Source organism: Microbacterium sp. SLBN-111, assembly GCF_049739645.1.
Lineage (GTDB): Bacteria > Actinomycetota > Actinomycetes > Actinomycetales > Microbacteriaceae > Microbacterium.
In genome coordinates, this window is record NZ_JBMGQH010000001.1 from 3,292,978 (window position 1) to 3,309,255 (window position 16,278).

A 16,278-nucleotide genomic window follows, 5' to 3' on the forward strand; every position below is an offset into this window, starting at 1 on the left:
GCCGGTGTCGGCGGGGATCAGATCCCGAGGTCGCCCTCGAACGCCGCGGCCTCGAGGCGAGCCTTGACCGCACCGAGGAAGCGGGCGGCATCGGCACCATCGATGATGCGGTGGTCGTACGACAGCGCGAGGTAGACGTACGAGCGGACCGAGATCGCGTCCTTGCCGTCGACCGAGACCACGCCGGGCTTCTTCACGACCGCACCGAGGCCGAGGATGGCCGACTGCGGCAGGAAGACGATCGGGGTGTCGAACAGCGCGCCACGCGAACCGGTGTTGGTCAGCGTGAACGTGCCGCCCGCGAGCTCGTCGGGCTTCAGCTTGTTGTCGCGGGTGCGCGCCGCCAGATCGGCGATCTCGCGCGCGAGCTGGGCGATGTTCTTCTCGCCCGCATCCTTCACGACCGGCGTGAGAAGGCCCCGCTCGGTGTCGACCGCGATCGAGACGTTCTCGTGCGCCGGGTAGACGATCTCGTCGCCCTCGACCGTGGAGTTGATGATCGGGTACGTCTTCAGCGCCTCGACGGCGGCGAGGGCGAAGAAGGGGAGGAACGACAGCTTGTCGCCCGTCTTCTGCTGGAACTCGCCCTTCACACGGTCGCGCAGAGCCGCGACCTTGGTCACGTCGACCTCGACCACGGTGGTCAGCTGCGCCGTGGCCTGCATCGAAGCGACGGCGCGCTCCGCGATGACCTTGCGCAGACGCGTCATCTTCTGCGTGGTTCCCCGCAGCGGCGAGACCTCGACCGGCGCGGCGGGAGCCGCGGGCGCAGCGGCCGGAGCGGCGGACGCGGCCGGAGCCGCCTTCGCGGCCTCGGCGGCCTTCAGGACGTCTTCCTTGCGGATGCGACCACCGACGCCGCTGCCGCTGACGGTCGAGAGGTCGACGCCCTGCTGCTGAGCGAGGCGACGCACGAGCGGCGTGACGTAAGTGATCTCGTCACCGCTCGAGGCGGGAGCGGCCGCCGGGGCAGGCGCCGGAGCGGGGGCCTGCGGCGCCGGAGCGGCGGGCTTCTCTTCCGCGGCGGGGGCGGCGGGCTGCTCCTGCACCTCGGAGGGCTGGGGCTGCTGGATCGGCTCGGGCTCGATGGCCGGGGCGGGCTGCGCCTGCGCGGGGGCGGCCGCTCCGCTGCCGATGCGGGCGAGCGCGGAGCCCACGGCGACCGTCTCGTCCTCCTGGACGAGGATCTCCTGCAGGGTGCCCGCGACGGGCGAGGGGATCTCGGTGTCGACCTTGTCGGTCGAGATCTCGAGGAGCGGCTCGTCGACCGCGACGTCGTCGCCGACGGCCTTCAGCCACCGGGTGATGGTGCCCTCGGTGACGCTCTCGCCGAGTTCGGGGAGCTTGACCTCGGTCGCGTCGCTCGACGCGGCGGGAGCCGCGGGCTGCTCGGCCGGGGCGGCGGGCGCCGCCTCCTCGGCGGGCGCGGCCTCTTCGGCGGGCGCGGGCGTCTCTTCGGCGGCGGCGGCCGCGGGAGCGTCGTCCGCGGGAGCTGCACCCGAGCCGTCGCCGATCTTGGCGAGGATGGCGCCGACCTCGACGGTCTCGTCTTCCTGGACGAGGATCTCCTCGATCACGCCCGAGACGGGCGAGGGGATTTCGGTGTCGACCTTGTCGGTCGAGATCTCCAAGAGACCTTCGTCCTCCTGGACGGTGTCACCGACCCGCTTGAGCCAGCGGGTGACCGTTCCCTCGGTCACGCTCTCGCCGAGAGCGGGGAGGACGACGGAAGTGCTCATGGATATGTCTCCTTCGTACCGGATGCGGTGTCTAGCTTAGTGACGGCTGAGGGGTCAGAGTGCGTGCAGCGGCTTGCCGGCCAGTGCGAGGAAGGCCTCGCCCAGTGCTTCGCTCTGAGTGGGGTGGGCGTGGATGAACGGTGCGATGTCCTCGGGGTGGGCTTCCCACCCGATCGCGAGCTGCGCCTCGGTGATGAGTTCGCCGACGCGATCGCCCACGAGATGGGCACCCACGACGGGACCGTCGACGCGTCGGACGATCTTGACGATGCCCGACGTGCCGATGATCTCGCTGCGCCCGTTGCCCGCGAGGTTGTACTCGTAGGCACGGATGCCATCAGCGCCGAAGCGCTCCTGCGCCTGCGCCTCCGTGAGTCCGACGGAGGCGACCTCGGGATGCGAATACGCCACGCGCGGGACATCGATGTCGGGAACGAGCACCGGAGCGAGGCCGGCGATCTCCTCTGCCACGAAGATGCCCTGCGCGAATCCGCGATGGGCGAGCTGCAGACCGGCGACGATGTCGCCGACGGCCCAGACGTGCGGGACGGTGGTGCGGAGGCGCTCGTCGGTCTGCACGAAACCGCGCTCGAGGCGGACGCCGGCCTCCTCGAAGCCCAGGCCCGCCGTGGCGGGACCGCGACCGACGGCGACAAGGACGTAATCGGCATCCAGGGTCGTCCCGTCATCCAGGCTGACCGTCACCGACGCTGCCGTCTCCGTGATCGACGAGAACCGCTTGCCCAGATGGAACGTGATCCCGCGCTTGCGGAACGCCCGTTCCAACGCCTTGCTCGAGGCGACGTCCTCGGCGGGCAGCAGGTGCGGCAGAGCCTCGACGATCGTCACCTCGACGCCGAACGAGCGCCACACGCTCGCGAACTCCACGCCGATCACTCCACCGCCCAGGACGACGACGCGCTCGGGCACGACGTCCAGGTCGAGCGCCTGCTCGCTGCTCAGCACTCGACCCCCGATCTCGAGCCCCGGGAGGGTGCGGGTGTACGACCCGGTCGCGAGGATGACGTCGGACGCGCGGTACAGGTCGTCGCCGACGCGCACGGCCGGCCCCGCCTCGAGCGATCCCTCACCGGCGACCACGCGGATGCCGCGGGTCGAGATCAGGCCCTCGAGTCCCTTGAACTTCTTCGCGACGATTCCCTCGCGGTACGAACGCACACGAGCGGGATCGACGCCCGTGAAAGTCGCCTGGACGCCGATCTCCGCGGCCCCGCGCGCAGCATCGGCGACCTCGGCCGCATGCAGGAGCGCCTTGGTCGGGATGCAGCCCCGGTGGAGGCAGGTGCCTCCGAGCTTGTCCTTCTCGACGAGGACGACGTCCTTGCCGAGCTCGGCCAGACGCAGGGCAGCGGCGTAGCCGCCGCTCCCTCCGCCCAGGACGACGACGTCGGCGGAGTACTCGGTCACCGCACGCCGCCGGCGGCGATGAGTTCGATCAGCGGGCGCACGGTCGCGCCGGTCACACCCTTGTCGGTGAAGCCGTACGGCGCACCCTTGTTCATGCCGACGCCGGCGATGTCGAGGTGCACCCACGGGATGCGCGGCGCGTCCGCCTCCTCCGAGACACGCCCCACGAAGTGGCGCAGGAAGAGACCGGCGAACAGCGACCCGCCCGCCGGATCGCCGATCTTCGCGTTCTGCAAGTCGGCGATGGGGGAGTCCAGGTCGTCGACCATGTGGGCCGGGAGAGGGAGCTGCCACGCGAGTTCGGACACCCGCTCGGCGGCGGCGAGGTATTCGGCGACGGCGTCGTCCTCACCCATGACACCCGTGTGGCGATTGCCGAGGGCGACCGTGATCGCGCCGGTCAGCGTCGCGACGTCGACGATGAGGTCGGGGTTCTCGCGGCTCGCGGCGACGAGACCGTCGGCCAGAACCAGGCGTCCCTCCGCATCGGTGTTGAGCACCTCGACCGTGGTGCCGTCGAGCATGCGAAGCACGTCTCCCGGGCGGGTCGCGCGACCGGAGGGCATGTTGTCCGCGATGCACAGCCACGCGCTCACACGGACCGGCAGCGCCATCTCCGCCGCGGCGCGCAGTACCGCGAGCACCGTGGCAGCACCGCACATGTCGTACTTCATCCCGACCATGGATGCCGCGGGCTTGAGGGAGAGGCCACCCGTGTCGAACGTGATGCCCTTGCCGACCAGTGCGACGTGGCGTCCGGCGTCGGCGGGGGCGTACTCGAGGTGCACCAGACGCGGCGGCCGGTCCGACCCCTGGCCGACGCCGAGGATCCCGCCGTAGCCGCCTTCGGTGAGCGCATACTCGTCCAGCACCCGGACCTTGACCGGCAGGCCCTTCACGGCCTCCACCGCGGCGTCCGCGAAGTCGGCGGGACCGAGCCACTCGGCGGGCGTCGTGACGAGGTCCTTCACGAGCGCCACAGCACCGGCGATCGCCGACACGGCGGTCTGCTCGGCCTCGGTGGGGGCGTCCGGCGTGTACACCGACACGCGCGACGCGCGCTCCTTGGGGGCCTCGGTCTTGTAGCCGGCGAAACGGTATCCACCGAGCGCCGCGCCCTCGGCCAGCGACGCCCACGGGACGTCGACGAGCGACTGGACGGCGACGTGCTCGAACCCGGTGAGCTGACGCAGGCCCGTTCCGACCGCGTCGCGGACAGCAGCGGCATCCGGGTCGGATCCGGCACCGACCACGGCGACGGGAACCGTCACGCCGGGCACGTGCACGCGCTGGAAGGATCCCGGCCCACCCGTGAAGCCGACCGAGGTCAGCGATGCACTGAGACCGTCCCAGCCCTCGGGATCTGTCGCGGAGCCGTTCGCCTTGGGGACCACGAGGAGGATCGCATCGGCGCCGGACTCGAGGACGGGGACATCGGTGTGCGTGACGGAGGGATACGGCATGGGTTCCATCCTAGGTTCGCGGCTGTTCGCTAGCAGCGGGACGCACCGTCGCCGAGGTGTCCGACCCGGCTCGTAGAGTGGAGACATGGCCTATCCCGCACCGCTGTACGACCGCGCACCCGCCGCGCCGCCGGTGCCGTCGGGGCTGCCGCTGGTCATCGCGCTCACGGGCTTCACCGATGCGGGCGGAGCCGTCACCCGCCTCGTCGAGTACTTCCGCGACGATCTCGAGCCGAACCCCGTCGTCGTCTTCGACAACGACACGCTGCTCGACTACCGCGCGCGGCGGCCGCTCATCACGTTCGTCGAAGACCACCTCACGGACTACCGCCCCCCGCGCCTCGAACTGTCGCTCGCCCACGATTCGCTGGGTCAGCCGTTTCTGCTGCTCGCCGGCTACGAACCCGACTTCCTCTGGGAGGCGTTCGCCGAGAGCGTCCTCGAGATCAGCGCGGGCCTTCAGGTGTCGTCCGTGACGTGGGTGCACGCGATCCCCATGCCCGTGCCGCACACCCGCCCCATCGGCACCACCGTGAGCGGAACACGGAGCGACCTCGCGGAGGCGCACTCGGTGTGGCGTCCGCACACGCACATCCCCTCGACAGCGGGGCACCTGCTCGAGTACCGCTTCGCCGAGGCCGGGGCCAAGGTCGCCGGCTTCGCCCTGCTCGTCCCGCACTACCTCGGCGACACGGAGTACCCCGCGGCCGCGCTGGCCGCGCTCGACAGCCTCACCGTCGCGACGGGACTCGTCTTCTCGGGCGAGGTCCTGAGAGAAGAGAACCGCGAGTTCCTCGTCAAGGTCACCGAACAGGTGGAGGGCAGCGACGAGCTGACCCGCATGCTGCAGGGGCTCGAGGAACGCTACGACGCCTACATGGCCGGATCCACCCAGGCGACACCGATCATCCACACGGGCGACCTGCCGAGCGCCGACGAGCTCGCGGCCGAGCTCGAGCGGTTCCTCGCCAACCGTCCCGGCGACGACGACCGCCGCGGGCGCCTCGGCTGACAGCTCCGCACACACGACCGCGAAAGCCGGGATCCGCGCCGCCGCGCGCCCGCCGACGACAACGCCGCACAGGAATACCTCGCGGCCGTGAACGGTTGTATACGCACAGATGCCCGGTGCACGTCAAGTCCCGCGCCGGGGATGTGAGACAATGAAGAACCTGACCCATTGTCGGCCGAACCTGGAGCCCGCTCCACCGGATCGGACTTGACAAGGGTCTTACTAGTGTCCGAGAACGACCGGCGGCCGTGCAACGTACGTTCCCGGTGAAAGGCGAAACGTGGCAGGCACGAACACCCAGACCCGCTCCCGCAGTGAGAAGGACACCGACCTCGACACCGCGGAGGAGACCACGACCGCGTCGAAGAAGACCGCGGCCAAGAAGGCCCCCGCCAAGGCCAAGGCGACGCCCGCCAAGGCGAAGTCCAAGGCGAAGGCCGACGACGACATCGAAGAGGACGAGATCGAGGAAGACCTCGACGAAGACCTCGAGGTCGCGGACGACTCCGACGAGGACGACGACACCGACAGCGACGACACCGCGAAGCCCGCGGCCAAGAAGTCGGACGACAGCGACGACGACGAGGACGACGAGGAGAAGCCCGCGGCAGCCGCCGAGGCGCTTCCGACCGGCGCGATCGTCATCTCGTCGAGCGACGAGGACGACGTCCCCGTCTACTCGGCGCAGATCACCGGCGCGACCGCCGACCCCGTCAAGGACTACCTGAAGCAGATCGGTAAGGTCCCGCTCCTCAACGCGGCCGAAGAGGTCGAGCTCGCGATGCGCATCGAGGCGGGTCTCTTCGCCGAAGAGAAGCTCTCGAACATGTCGCCGGCCGAGAAGACGAGCCAGCTCGGTCTCGACCTGCAGTGGGTCGCCCGTGACGGTCAGCGCGCGAAGAGCCACCTCCTCGGCGCGAACCTCCGCCTGGTCGTCTCGCTCGCCAAGCGCTACACCGGTCGCGGCATGCAGTTCCTCGACCTCATCCAGGAGGGCAACCTGGGCCTCATCCGTGCGGTCGAGAAGTTCGATTACACCAAGGGCTTCAAGTTCTCGACGTACGCCACCTGGTGGATCCGTCAGGCGATCACGCGCGCCATGGCCGACCAGGCCCGCACCATCCGCATCCCGGTGCACATGGTCGAGGTCATCAACAAGCTCGCGCGCGTCCAGCGCCAGATGCTGCAGGACCTCGGCCGCGAACCCACGCCCGAGGAGCTGAGCCGCGAACTCGACATGACCCCCGAGAAGGTCATCGAGGTGCAGAAGTACGGCCGCGAGCCCATCTCGCTGCACACCCCGCTCGGCGAGGACGGCGACAGCGAGTTCGGCGACCTGATCGAAGACACCGAGGCGGTCGTCCCGGCCGACGCGGTGGGCTTCACGATGCTCCAGCGCCAGCTCGAGTCGCTCCTCGACTCGCTCAGCGAGCGCGAAGCGGGTGTCATCCGTATGCGCTTCGGCCTCGGTGACGGGCAGCCCAAGACGCTCGACCAGATCGGTGACACGTTCGGCGTGACGCGTGAGCGCATCCGCCAGATCGAGTCGAAGACGATGGCCAAGCTCCGGCACCCCAGCCGGTCGCAGTCGCTGCGGGACTACCTCGAATGAGCGCCGAAGCCAACGCCGGGAAGGCGCTGACCCGCACCGTCGAGGGCACGACGTTCGCCCGCATCCCGATCCGCACGCGGGTCGTCATGCCGGGCGACGACCTCGACACGTTCATCCTCGAGTACGCGAAGGATGCCGTGCAGCCGGGCGACCTGCTGTTCGTCACCGAGAAGATCGTCGCGATCACGCAGGGCCGCTCGTTCAAGCTGGACAGCATCAAGCCCCGCAAGCTCGCGCTGTTCCTGTCGAAGTACGTGACCCGGACGCCGTACGGCATCGGGCTCGGCATGCCCGAAACGATGGAGATGGCGTTGCGCGAGTGCGGGACGCCCCGCATCCTCTTCGCCGCGGCCGTCTCCGCCGTGACCAAGACGTTCGGTCGCAAGGGCGACTTCTACCGCATCGCGGGTGACAAGGCGCGCGCGATCGACGGCCCCACCAAGGGCACGATCCCGCCGTACAACCAGGCCGTCGTGCTCGGACCCGAGCGTCCGCGCGAGGTGGCCGCCCGTCTCAAGGCGCTGCTCGGCATCGACCTCGACGTGGCCGTCGTCGACATCAACGACCTGGGTGGCAACATTCTCGGGTCGACGCTCGACAAGGCCGGCGAGAAGCGTCTCGTCGCGATCCTCAAGGACAACCCGCTCGGTCAGGGACACGAGTCGACGCCGCTCGGCATCGTCCGCCCCGCCTGACACGGCTCACGCAGAAGGCCCGCTCCCTCATCGGGGGCGGGCCTTCTCGGCATCCGGGGCATCCGGGACGCCCCGAGCCGAACTCCTGAGAAATCCGGGAGCGCCGACCTTCTTCGGCGGCACGACCCGCCGACCGCCCGATTTCTCAGGAGTTTCGCCCGCAGCCCTCGAGCCAGGGACGCGAGCCGCACCCGCCGCCGGCACGCGAAAGGCCCGCCCCACACGGGAGCGGGCCTCATGGCATCCGGGATCAGAATCCGATCGCGGCGCGGTAACGCGGCTTGTGACCGGTGCGGATGCCGGTGACGCTGGGCTTGTTCTCGTACACGCCGGCACCCCAGTTGCCCTCGACGAGGACGGGGCCGTCGGGGCCGACGACGATGTCCCAACCGACGTACTGCACCTGCGGGACGACGCGGGCGACACGGTCGACGAAGGCCTTCACCTCGTCGACGAACGGCAGCTGGAAGTCGCCGATCCGCACGCCCGATTCGGGGTGGAACTCGTGCACGTGGCCGTGCGAGTCGTATCCGGCGCCGAGCGCGTGGCCGTTCTCGTCGAGCATCGTGTAGAAGCCGCCGAACGTCATCTGGTCGCTGACCGCGCCGCGACCGAACTTCTGCGCCATGGCGAGGACGTGGGTCTTCTGGCCGTCGAAGAACGCCGTGACGCGCGTGGTGTTGACGGTCCCGGGGCAGACCGCCGCGAGGTCGTCGTGCTGGCGGATGACTTCCTCGACCAGGATCTCGCCGCGTTCGAGCAGACCGCGGTGGAACGCCGTCCAGTCCTCGACCTCGGCCGCGTGATAGCGGTGCACGCCGGTGCCGGCCTGACCCACGGGCTCCTTGGTCACGATGGTGCCGAGGCGCTCGGTGAACGCGCGCAACTCGTCGGCGTTCGCGTCGTCGACGACCATCCACTCGCGGCGCAGGAACTCGCTGAAGCGACGGTCGAACTCGACCTTGTCCTGGAAGATGTACCGGTAGTCGGGGTGGTCGAACTTCTGCGAGATCTGGTTCGACACGGGTGTGCGTCATGTACGTCGCCCGCTCGGCGGGGCTCAGGATCGCGAAGTCGTAGTCGATGTAGTCCTGAAAGCCGACGTTCTTCACGCCCGCCTGGTACAGCATGTCGGCGACGACGAGCGGGAGCGCCTTGCCGTGCTGCTCCGACGCCTCCTTCGCACGCTCGATGACCGACCCGACGTCGATGCGGCGGGCACGTCCGGCGAGGTAGCGCAGGCGGGGGACGAGGGAGAAACCCTGCTGAGGCATTGAGGCTCCGGGGTCGGCGACGGGGGACCCGGATAGTCTAGATGGCGTGACCTCCACGCTCCCCGTCCGCGCCGACGCGGGGGGAGTGGCTCCGGTGGCCCGCCTGTCGGAGCGGAATCTGCGCGCGAACGCGCTCCTCGCCGCCGCACGCACTGCGGACGGCCCGCGCGACGGCGACGCCCTCGCGGTCGATGCCTGGGGCCACGGCGCGGAGTGGGTGGCATCCGTTCTCTCGGCGCTCGACATCGACCCGGGCGACGTCGACGCGGCGTCGCTGTACGGGCTCCCCGGCGGCGATCCGCGCGCGAAGCCCGTGCTGTCGCTGCACGGGCGTGTGCTCGGAACGAAGCCGCTCCTTGCGGGCGAGGGCGTGTCGTACGGGTACATCCACCGCGCCCCGAGCGACACGACCGTCGCCCTCGTCACGGGCGGCTACGCCCAGGGTGTCGTGCGGTCCCTGGGGAACGTCGCCGACGTCGTGATCGCCGGGCACCGGTACCGCATCGTCGGGCGCGTGGCGATGGACGTGTGCGTCGTCGACGTCACCGACGCCCGGCCCGAATGGGGCACGGGCGCGGTGTTCTTCGGCGATCCCGGCGCCGGGCACCCGTCGCTGAGCGAGTGGACGGATGCCACGGGCTGGAGCGCCGGCGAGATCGTCGCCGCCGTCGGCACCCGGGCCGTGCGGACGGTCGTCGCGTGAGCGCCGAGTACCGCGTCGATCTCGACGCGTTCGCCCGCAACCTCGCGCGTGTGCGGGAAACGGTCGCCCCGGCGCAGCACATGCTCGTCGTGAAGGACGACGCCTACGCGCACGGTCTCGAGGCGATCATCCGCCGGGCCACGGCCGAGGGCGTGACGTGGATCGGCGCGTTCGACGTCGAGACCGGCCGCGCCGTGCGCGAGATGACCGGACCCGACGCGCGCATCTTCGTCTGGCTCCTGGGCGGGGCCGACGACCTCGCCGCGGGAGTGGCGGCGGATCTCGACCTCGGCATCGGCGACGAGGCGCTCCTCGCCGACCTCGCGGCGCTTCCCGACCTCCCGACGCCGGCGCGCGTCCACCTCAAGATCGACACGGGCCTGCACCGCAACGGCATCCGACCCGAGCGGTGGGGCGCGGCGCTGGAGAGCCTCTCGCGCCTCGTCGACGATGGCCGCGCGAGCTTCGAGGGTGTGTGGTCGCACATCTCGGAAGCCTCGGATGCCGACGACGACGACGCCCGCGCCCTCTTCCTCGCCGCGCGCGCTGCCGCCGTCGACGCGGGACTCACCCCGCGGTTCTCGCACCTCGCCGCCAGCGCGGCCGGGTTCGCGCGCGAGCCGTTCCGCGAGGACATCGTGCGGGTCGGCGCGTTCTCGTACGGCATCCGTCCCGCGGGAGGTCCGGACGAGGCGGAGCTCGGGATCGAGCCCATCTCGTCGCTGATCGCCTCGGTCGTCGCGGTCGAGGGCGATGCCGTGCGTCTCGACCTCGGCAGCCTGCACGGGCAGCCGTCCGCGCTCGAGGGGCGTTTCTCCGTGGCGACCCCGGCGGGTCCGCGCCTCGTGCAGCGCATCGGGCCGGACTTCCTGCTCGTCGAGGGATGGACGGATGCCGCCGTCGGCGACGACGTGATCGTGTTCGGGCGCGGGGGAGTGGCATCCGCGACGGATCTGGCCGAACTCATCGACACGATCGGCGAGGAGATCGCGCTGCGCGTCTCACCGGCCCTGCCCCGCCGCTATACGTCGAACGGGCCCCGTTCCGCTCGGTGAGAGCGGCGCGGAGCCCGTTCGGACGAAGTCGGTCAGTCGCCGGCCGTGAGACGCGCGGTCTCGTCGTGCCAGGAGGTGGCGATGCTGCGGAGCTTCTCTTCGTACTTGCGTCCGTGGTGGGCGCAGAAGAGGAGTTCGCTGCCGTTGACCTCGGCGGCGATGTAGGCCTGCGCTCCGCAGGAGTCGCAGCGATCCGCTGCCGTGAGGCGGTGATCGAGGACGGCGGACGCGTCGGGTGCAGTCGTGGTGGTCATGTCGGGTGCCCTCCTCGGGTGATCGTGGGCGAGTCTCCATATACAACCACGCGGATGTTTCCCCTATGCCGCGGCTTGATCACATTTCGCTGTGCGCGTACGGTGACCCGACCTCGCTGTGTGTCTGCAAGCCGATGTCGGAGCCCCCGATTACGCTGGGAGATCGTGACGTCCGAGTATTCCGCCCATCATCTCCAGGTCCTCGAAGGACTCGAAGCGGTGCGCAAGCGCCCGGGCATGTACATCGGCTCCACCGACTCCCGGGGTCTCATGCACTGCCTGTGGGAGATCATCGACAACTCCGTCGACGAAGCCCTCGCCGGGCACGGGACGCGCATCGACGTCCTGCTGTATCGCGACGGCAGTGTCGAGGTGCGTGACCGGGCCCGTGGCATCCCCGTCGACGTCGAACCGCGCACCGGTCTCACGGGCGTCGAGGTCGTCTTCACGAAGCTGCACGCCGGCGGCAAGTTCGGCGGCGGCTCGTACGCGGCGTCCGGCGGTCTGCACGGTGTCGGCGCGTCCGTTGTCAACGCGCTGTCCGAGCGTCTTGACGTCGAGGTCGACCGCGGCGGCAAGACGTACGCGATGTCCTTCCACCGCGGCGAGCCCGGGGTGTTCGCGGGCGACGGCCCCGACTCGGCTTTCACTCCGTACGACGCGAGCAGCGAGCTGCGGGTGGTCGGCAAGGCCGCGCGCGGTGCGACGGGTACCCGCATCCGGTACTGGGCCGATCGGCAGATCTTCACGAAGGATGCCGCGTTCGGATTCGACGAGCTCGTGCAGCGCGCGCGGCAGACCGCGTTCCTCGTTCCGGGGCTCGAGATCGTCATCACCGACGAGCGCGGCGACGAGCCGGTCGAGACGAGCTACCGCTTCGACGGCGGGATCTCCGAGTTCGCCGACTTCCTCGCGCCCGACGCCGCGATCACCGACACCTGGCGCCTCACCGGCACAGGGACGTTCACCGAGACGGTGCCGGTCCTGCAGCCCGGCGGCTCGATGGTGCCGACCGAGGTGCAGCGCGAGTGCGAGGTCGACATCGCCGTGCGCTGGGGCACCGGCTACGACACGACCACCCGCTCGTTCGTCAACATCATCGCCACGCCCAAGGGCGGCACGCACCAGCAGGGCTTCGAGCAGGGACTCATGAAGATCCTGCGCACCCAGGTCGAGCAGAACGCGCGCAAGCTCAAGGTCGGCAACGACAAGATCGAGAAGGACGACATCCTCGCCGGCCTCACGGCTGTCCTCACGGTCCGGCTCCCCGAGCCGCAGTTCGAGGGCCAGACCAAGGAAGTCCTCGGCACCCCGGCCGTGCGGCAGATCGTGTCGCAGGTCGTCGCCAAGGAGCTGACCGAGCGCTTCGCCTCACCCAAGCGCGACGACAAGGCGCAGACGGCGCTGCTGCTCGAGAAGGTCGTCTCCGAAATGAAGGCGCGCATCTCCGCGCGCACCCACAAAGAGACGCAGCGCCGCAAGAACGCGCTCGAGTCCTCGTCGCTTCCGTCGAAGCTCGTCGACTGCCGCTCGAACGATGTCGCCGACTCCGAGCTGTTCATCGTCGAGGGCAACTCGGCGCTCGGCACGGCCCGCGACGCCCGCAACAGCGCGTACCAGGCGCTGCTCCCGATCCGCGGCAAGATCCTCAACACGCAGAAGGCGTCGATCAGCGACATGCTGTCGAACGCCGAGTGCGCCTCGATCATCCAGGTCATCGGCGCCGGCTCCGGCCGCTCGTTCGATCTCGACGCCGCGCGCTACGGGAAGATCATCCTGATGAGCGACGCCGACGTCGACGGCGCGCACATCCGCACGCTGCTGCTGACGCTCTTCTTCCGCTACATGCGCCCGCTCGTCGAGGCCGGGCGTGTGTTCGCCGCCGTGCCGCCGCTGCACCGCGTGATCGTGATGAACCCCGGCTCCAAGCCGAACGAGACGATCTACACCTACAGCGAGCAGGAACTGCACGCCCTCCTCGCGAAGCTCAAGAAGGCGAACAAGCGCTGGCAGGAGCCGATCCAGCGGTACAAGGGCCTGGGCGAAATGGATGCCGACCAGCTCGCGACCACCACGATGGACCGCGCCGGGCGCACGCTGCGCCGCGTGCAGGTCCGCGACATCGAAGAGGCCGCGAAGGTCTTCGACCTGCTGATGGGCAGTGACGTCGCTCCGCGCCGCGAGTTCATCGTCGACTCCAGCGACCGTCTGGCCCGCGAGCGCATCGACGTCTGACGCCGCGGCCTCATTCGGGCGACAGCTCCCGGGTCGTGGCATCCGTCCGCCCGGGAATGTCGGTCTCGGCCGAACCGTCCCGCGGAGTCCACCGGCGACACGCCGGCCCCACCCGCCCCCGGTCGGCGTGTCAGCAACGAACTCCGCACAACGGCACCCGGATGCCACGGCCCACCGCCCGAACCGTCCCGCGGGGTCCGCCGGCGACACGCCGGCCCCACCCACCCCCGCACGGCGTGTCACCAACGAACCGCGCACGACGGCAGACCGCGGCCCCGGCCGCCGCACGTCAGCGGATGGCGGTGCCGATCGCGACCACGACCGCGTCGAGCGGCTGACCCGAGGCGTCGCGCTTGGCGCCGGGCTCGGGGAGGGTCCGCACGGATCCGTCCGTGCCGACGGCCCGCGGGTCGGACCCGACCCACGCGAGCGTCAGGGCATCCTCGCCGCGCAGCAGGCGCTGCGCGCGCACGCCGCCGGTGGCACGCCCCTTGGCGGGGAACTCGGTGAAGGCCGAGACCTTGGCGCTCCCGGCATCCGTCCCCGCCAGCGCGGCGGTGGATCCCGCGACCGTGACCACGACAGCGTCGAACGCCGAGCCGCCGACGACGGCGAACGCGATCACGTGCGCACCGTCGGACAGCCGGATGCCGGCCATGCCGCCGGCCGAGCGACCCTGCGGCCGCACGGACGAGGCGTCGAACCGCAGCAGCTGCGCGTCGTCGGCGATGAACACGAGCTCCGCGGCGTCCGAGGCCGGGGCCGCCCCGACCACGCGGTCGCCGTCGCGAAGGGCGATGATCTCGATCTCGGGCTTCGTGCCGAGCTCGCTCGCAGCCACCCGCTTCACGATGCCCTGAGCCGTGCCGAGCGCGAGGGGCGGGCCGTCGGTCAACGGCACGAGCGCGACGACCTGCTCGCCCTTGCCGAGGGTGAGGTACTGCTCGACCTTGGTTCCGGCGGCCAGCTGTACCGCGTTCCCGGGCACCGACGGCAGGTCGACGGGGGAGAGAAGCGGACGAGGCGTCCGGCGGAGGTCACCGCGCCGATGTCGCCGCGGGTCGTCGTGTCGACCGAGGAGCGGATCGCGTCGTGCTTGGCGCGCCGCGTCGGCGGAACGACCCCGCCGCCCGGGGCATCGGCGGTGAGCTCGGCGCGCACCATGCGCCCCGTGGCCGACAGGAACACGCGGCAGGGGGCATCGGCGATCTGCAGGTCGGCGGCCGCGGCGGCCTTGGCCGACCGGGGCTGCACCGGTCCGCCGTTCAGCAGCATCGTGCGACGCGGAGTGCCGTACGCCTCGGCCGCGGACTCGAGCTCGCTGGCCACCTGGCCGCGCAGCAGGACGTCGCTGGCGAGGAGCTCGACGAGCTGGTCGATCTCGGCCTGCAACTGGTCGCGCTCGGCTTCGAGCTCGATGCGCGAGAACTTCGTCAGGCGTCGCAGACGCAGCTCGAGGATGTACTCGGCCTGCGGGTGGGAGAGGTCGAACACCTCCTGCAGGCGCGTGCGCGCCTGCTCGCCGTCGTCCGAGGAGCGGATGACCTGGATGACCTCGTCGATGTCGAGGATCGCGATGAGGAGGCCCTCGACGAGGTGCAGCCGCTCCCGCTTGCGAGCCAGCCGGTACTCGCTGCGACGGGTGACGACGCGGATGCGGTGGTCGAGGTACACCCGCAGCATCTCGCGCAGGCCGAGGGTCTGCGGCTGTCCGTCGACGAGCGCGACGTTGTTGATGCCGAAGGAGTCCTCGAGCGGGGTCAGCCGGTACAGGTGCTCCAGCACCGCCTGCGGGTCGAACCCGGTCTTGATGCCGATGACGAGCCGCAGGCCGTGCTGACGGTCGCTGAGGTCGGTGACGTCGGCGATGCCCGCGAGCTTCTTCGACTGCACGGCATCCTTGATCTTCTCGATCACCCGCTCGGGGCCGACGAGGTACGGAAGCTCCGTGATGACGATGCCGGTGCGGCGGGGGCCGAGCGACTCGATCGACGCCTTCGCCCGCGTCCGGGAACGACCCGCGTCCGTTCGTGTAGGCGTCCTTGATGCCGTCGAGGCCGACGATGATGCCACCGGAGGGCAGGTCGGGGCCCGGCACGAACTCCATGAGCTCGTCGACCGTGGCATCCGGATTCTGGAGGAGGTGCGTCGCGGCGCCCACGACCTCGATGAGGTTGTGGGGCGCCATGTTCGTCGCCATGCCGACCGCGATGCCGGTCGCGCCGTTCACCAGCAGGTTCGGGAACGCCGCCGGCAGCACGTCGGGCTGCTGGAACTGCCCGTCGTAGTTCGGCACGAAGTCGACGACGTCCTCGTCGAGGTTCTCGGTCAGAGCGAGCGCCGGTGGGGCGAGGCGAGCCTCGGTGTACCGCGGGGCGGCGGGGCCATCGTCGAGCGAGCCGAAGTTGCCGTGACCGTCGATGAGGGGCACGCGCAGCGAGAAGTGCTGCGCGAGCCGCACGAGCGCGTCATAGATCGGGGCGTCGCCGTGCGGGTGCAGCTTTCCCATCACCTCGCCCACGACACGGGCGCTCTTGACGTGGCCGCGGTCGGGCCGCAGGCCCATCTCGGCCATCTGGTACAGGATGCGACGCTGGACGGGCTTCAGCCCGTCGCGGGCATCGGGGAGCGCACGCGAGTAGATGACGGAGTACGCGTACTCGAGGAAGGACCCCTGCATCTCGGCCGAGACATCGACGTCTTCGATGCGCTCGGGTGCGGGGGAAGCGGCGGAACGGGAATCGGGCATGGATGCGGCCTCGGGTCGGGCGGTCGTCGATCTCGACGGGGGCGGAAAGTCGTATGGAA

Annotated in this window: 11 protein-coding genes and 1 pseudogene; 6 read left to right on the forward strand and 6 right to left on the reverse strand. The window is 70.3% G+C overall.

Annotated elements, in window-relative coordinates:
• Positions 1-17: 17 nt before the first annotated feature.
• From sucB to RKD05_RS15385, 3 genes are read right to left on the reverse strand one after another with little or no spacing between them, the layout of a single operon-like run.
• Entirely contained in the window at positions 18-1,739 is a 1,722-nt protein-coding gene (gene sucB / locus RKD05_RS15375) for a 2-oxoglutarate dehydrogenase, E2 component, dihydrolipoamide succinyltransferase (protein ID WP_424711198.1), read from the reverse strand.
• 54 nt (positions 1,740-1,793) lie between these two features.
• Positions 1,794-3,167 (reverse strand): dihydrolipoyl dehydrogenase, encoded by a 1,374-nt coding sequence (gene lpdA / locus RKD05_RS15380; RefSeq protein ID WP_424711199.1) that lies wholly within the window; start codon positions 3,165-3,167, stop codon positions 1,794-1,796.
• Positions 3,164-4,630 carry a leucyl aminopeptidase gene (locus RKD05_RS15385; protein WP_424711200.1) on the reverse strand — a complete coding sequence of 489 codons (1,467 nt, stop codon included), beginning with the start codon at positions 4,628-4,630 and terminating at the stop codon, positions 3,164-3,166. The genes lpdA and RKD05_RS15385 overlap by 4 nt, the downstream gene beginning before the upstream one ends.
• Before the next feature lie 85 nt (positions 4,631-4,715).
• On the opposite strand from RKD05_RS15385, the gene RKD05_RS15390 reads away from it, so the two are divergent.
• The 3 genes from RKD05_RS15390 (at position 4,716) to RKD05_RS15400 (ending at position 7,949) form a co-directional block, all read left to right on the forward strand.
• The gene (locus RKD05_RS15390) at positions 4,716-5,642 is read left to right on the forward strand and encodes a proteasome assembly chaperone family protein (protein WP_022878348.1); all 927 of its coding nucleotides are present in this window, start codon (positions 4,716-4,718) and stop codon (positions 5,640-5,642) included.
• Between the two features lie 280 nt (positions 5,643-5,922).
• The gene (locus RKD05_RS15395) at positions 5,923-7,254 is read left to right on the forward strand and encodes an RNA polymerase sigma factor (RefSeq protein ID WP_424711202.1); all 1,332 of its coding nucleotides are present in this window, start codon (positions 5,923-5,925) and stop codon (positions 7,252-7,254) included.
• Positions 7,251-7,949 carry a coenzyme F420-0:L-glutamate ligase gene (locus RKD05_RS15400; RefSeq protein WP_424711203.1) on the forward strand — a complete coding sequence of 233 codons (699 nt, stop codon included), beginning with the start codon at positions 7,251-7,253 and terminating at the stop codon, positions 7,947-7,949. Before RKD05_RS15395 ends, RKD05_RS15400 begins: the two co-directional genes overlap by 4 nt.
• Before the next feature lie 250 nt (positions 7,950-8,199).
• Here the strand turns inward: RKD05_RS15400 and RKD05_RS15405 are convergent, their stop codons facing one another.
• Positions 8,200-8,973 (reverse strand): sugar-transfer associated ATP-grasp domain-containing protein, encoded by a 774-nt coding sequence (locus RKD05_RS15405; protein ID WP_424711204.1) that lies wholly within the window; start codon positions 8,971-8,973, stop codon positions 8,200-8,202.
• Between the two features lie 296 nt (positions 8,974-9,269).
• On the opposite strand from RKD05_RS15405, the gene RKD05_RS15410 reads away from it, so the two are divergent.
• Positions 9,270-9,926: an alanine racemase C-terminal domain-containing protein gene (locus RKD05_RS15410; RefSeq protein WP_424711206.1), complete on the forward strand. Its 657-nt coding sequence runs from the start codon at positions 9,270-9,272 to the stop codon at positions 9,924-9,926.
• Entirely contained in the window at positions 9,923-10,981 is a 1,059-nt protein-coding gene (locus RKD05_RS15415) for an alanine racemase (RefSeq protein ID WP_424711208.1), read from the forward strand. Before RKD05_RS15410 ends, RKD05_RS15415 begins: the two co-directional genes overlap by 4 nt.
• A gap of 32 nt (positions 10,982-11,013) precedes the next feature.
• On the opposite strand, the gene RKD05_RS15420 is transcribed toward RKD05_RS15415, so the two are convergent.
• Positions 11,014-11,235, reverse strand: a complete 222-nt coding sequence (locus RKD05_RS15420) for a DUF7455 domain-containing protein (RefSeq protein ID WP_063258652.1) — start codon at positions 11,233-11,235, stop codon at positions 11,014-11,016.
• 162 nt (positions 11,236-11,397) lie between these two features.
• On the opposite strand from RKD05_RS15420, the gene RKD05_RS15425 reads away from it, so the two are divergent.
• Entirely contained in the window at positions 11,398-13,470 is a 2,073-nt protein-coding gene (locus RKD05_RS15425; RefSeq protein WP_148286426.1) for a DNA gyrase/topoisomerase IV subunit B, read from the forward strand.
• Between the two features lie 289 nt (positions 13,471-13,759).
• Here the strand turns inward: RKD05_RS15425 and RKD05_RS15430 are convergent.
• A pseudogene (locus RKD05_RS15430) lies at positions 13,760-16,219 on the reverse strand (DNA gyrase/topoisomerase IV subunit A).
• Positions 16,220-16,278 lie beyond the last annotated feature (59 nt).

Coding starts and splice junctions, on each gene's coding strand:
- sucB (WP_424711198.1), bottom strand. CDS start 1,739: ATGAGCACTTCCGTCGTCCTCCCCGCTCTCGGCGAGAGCGTGACCGAG.
- RKD05_RS15385 (WP_424711200.1), bottom strand. CDS start 4,630: ATGCCGTATCCCTCCGTCACGCACACCGATGTCCCCGTCCTCGAGTCC.
- RKD05_RS15390 (WP_022878348.1), top strand. CDS start 4,716: ATGGCCTATCCCGCACCGCTGTACGACCGCGCACCCGCCGCGCCGCCG.
- RKD05_RS15400 (WP_424711203.1), top strand. CDS start 7,251: ATGAGCGCCGAAGCCAACGCCGGGAAGGCGCTGACCCGCACCGTCGAG.
- RKD05_RS15420 (WP_063258652.1), bottom strand. CDS start 11,235: ATGACCACCACGACTGCACCCGACGCGTCCGCCGTCCTCGATCACCGC.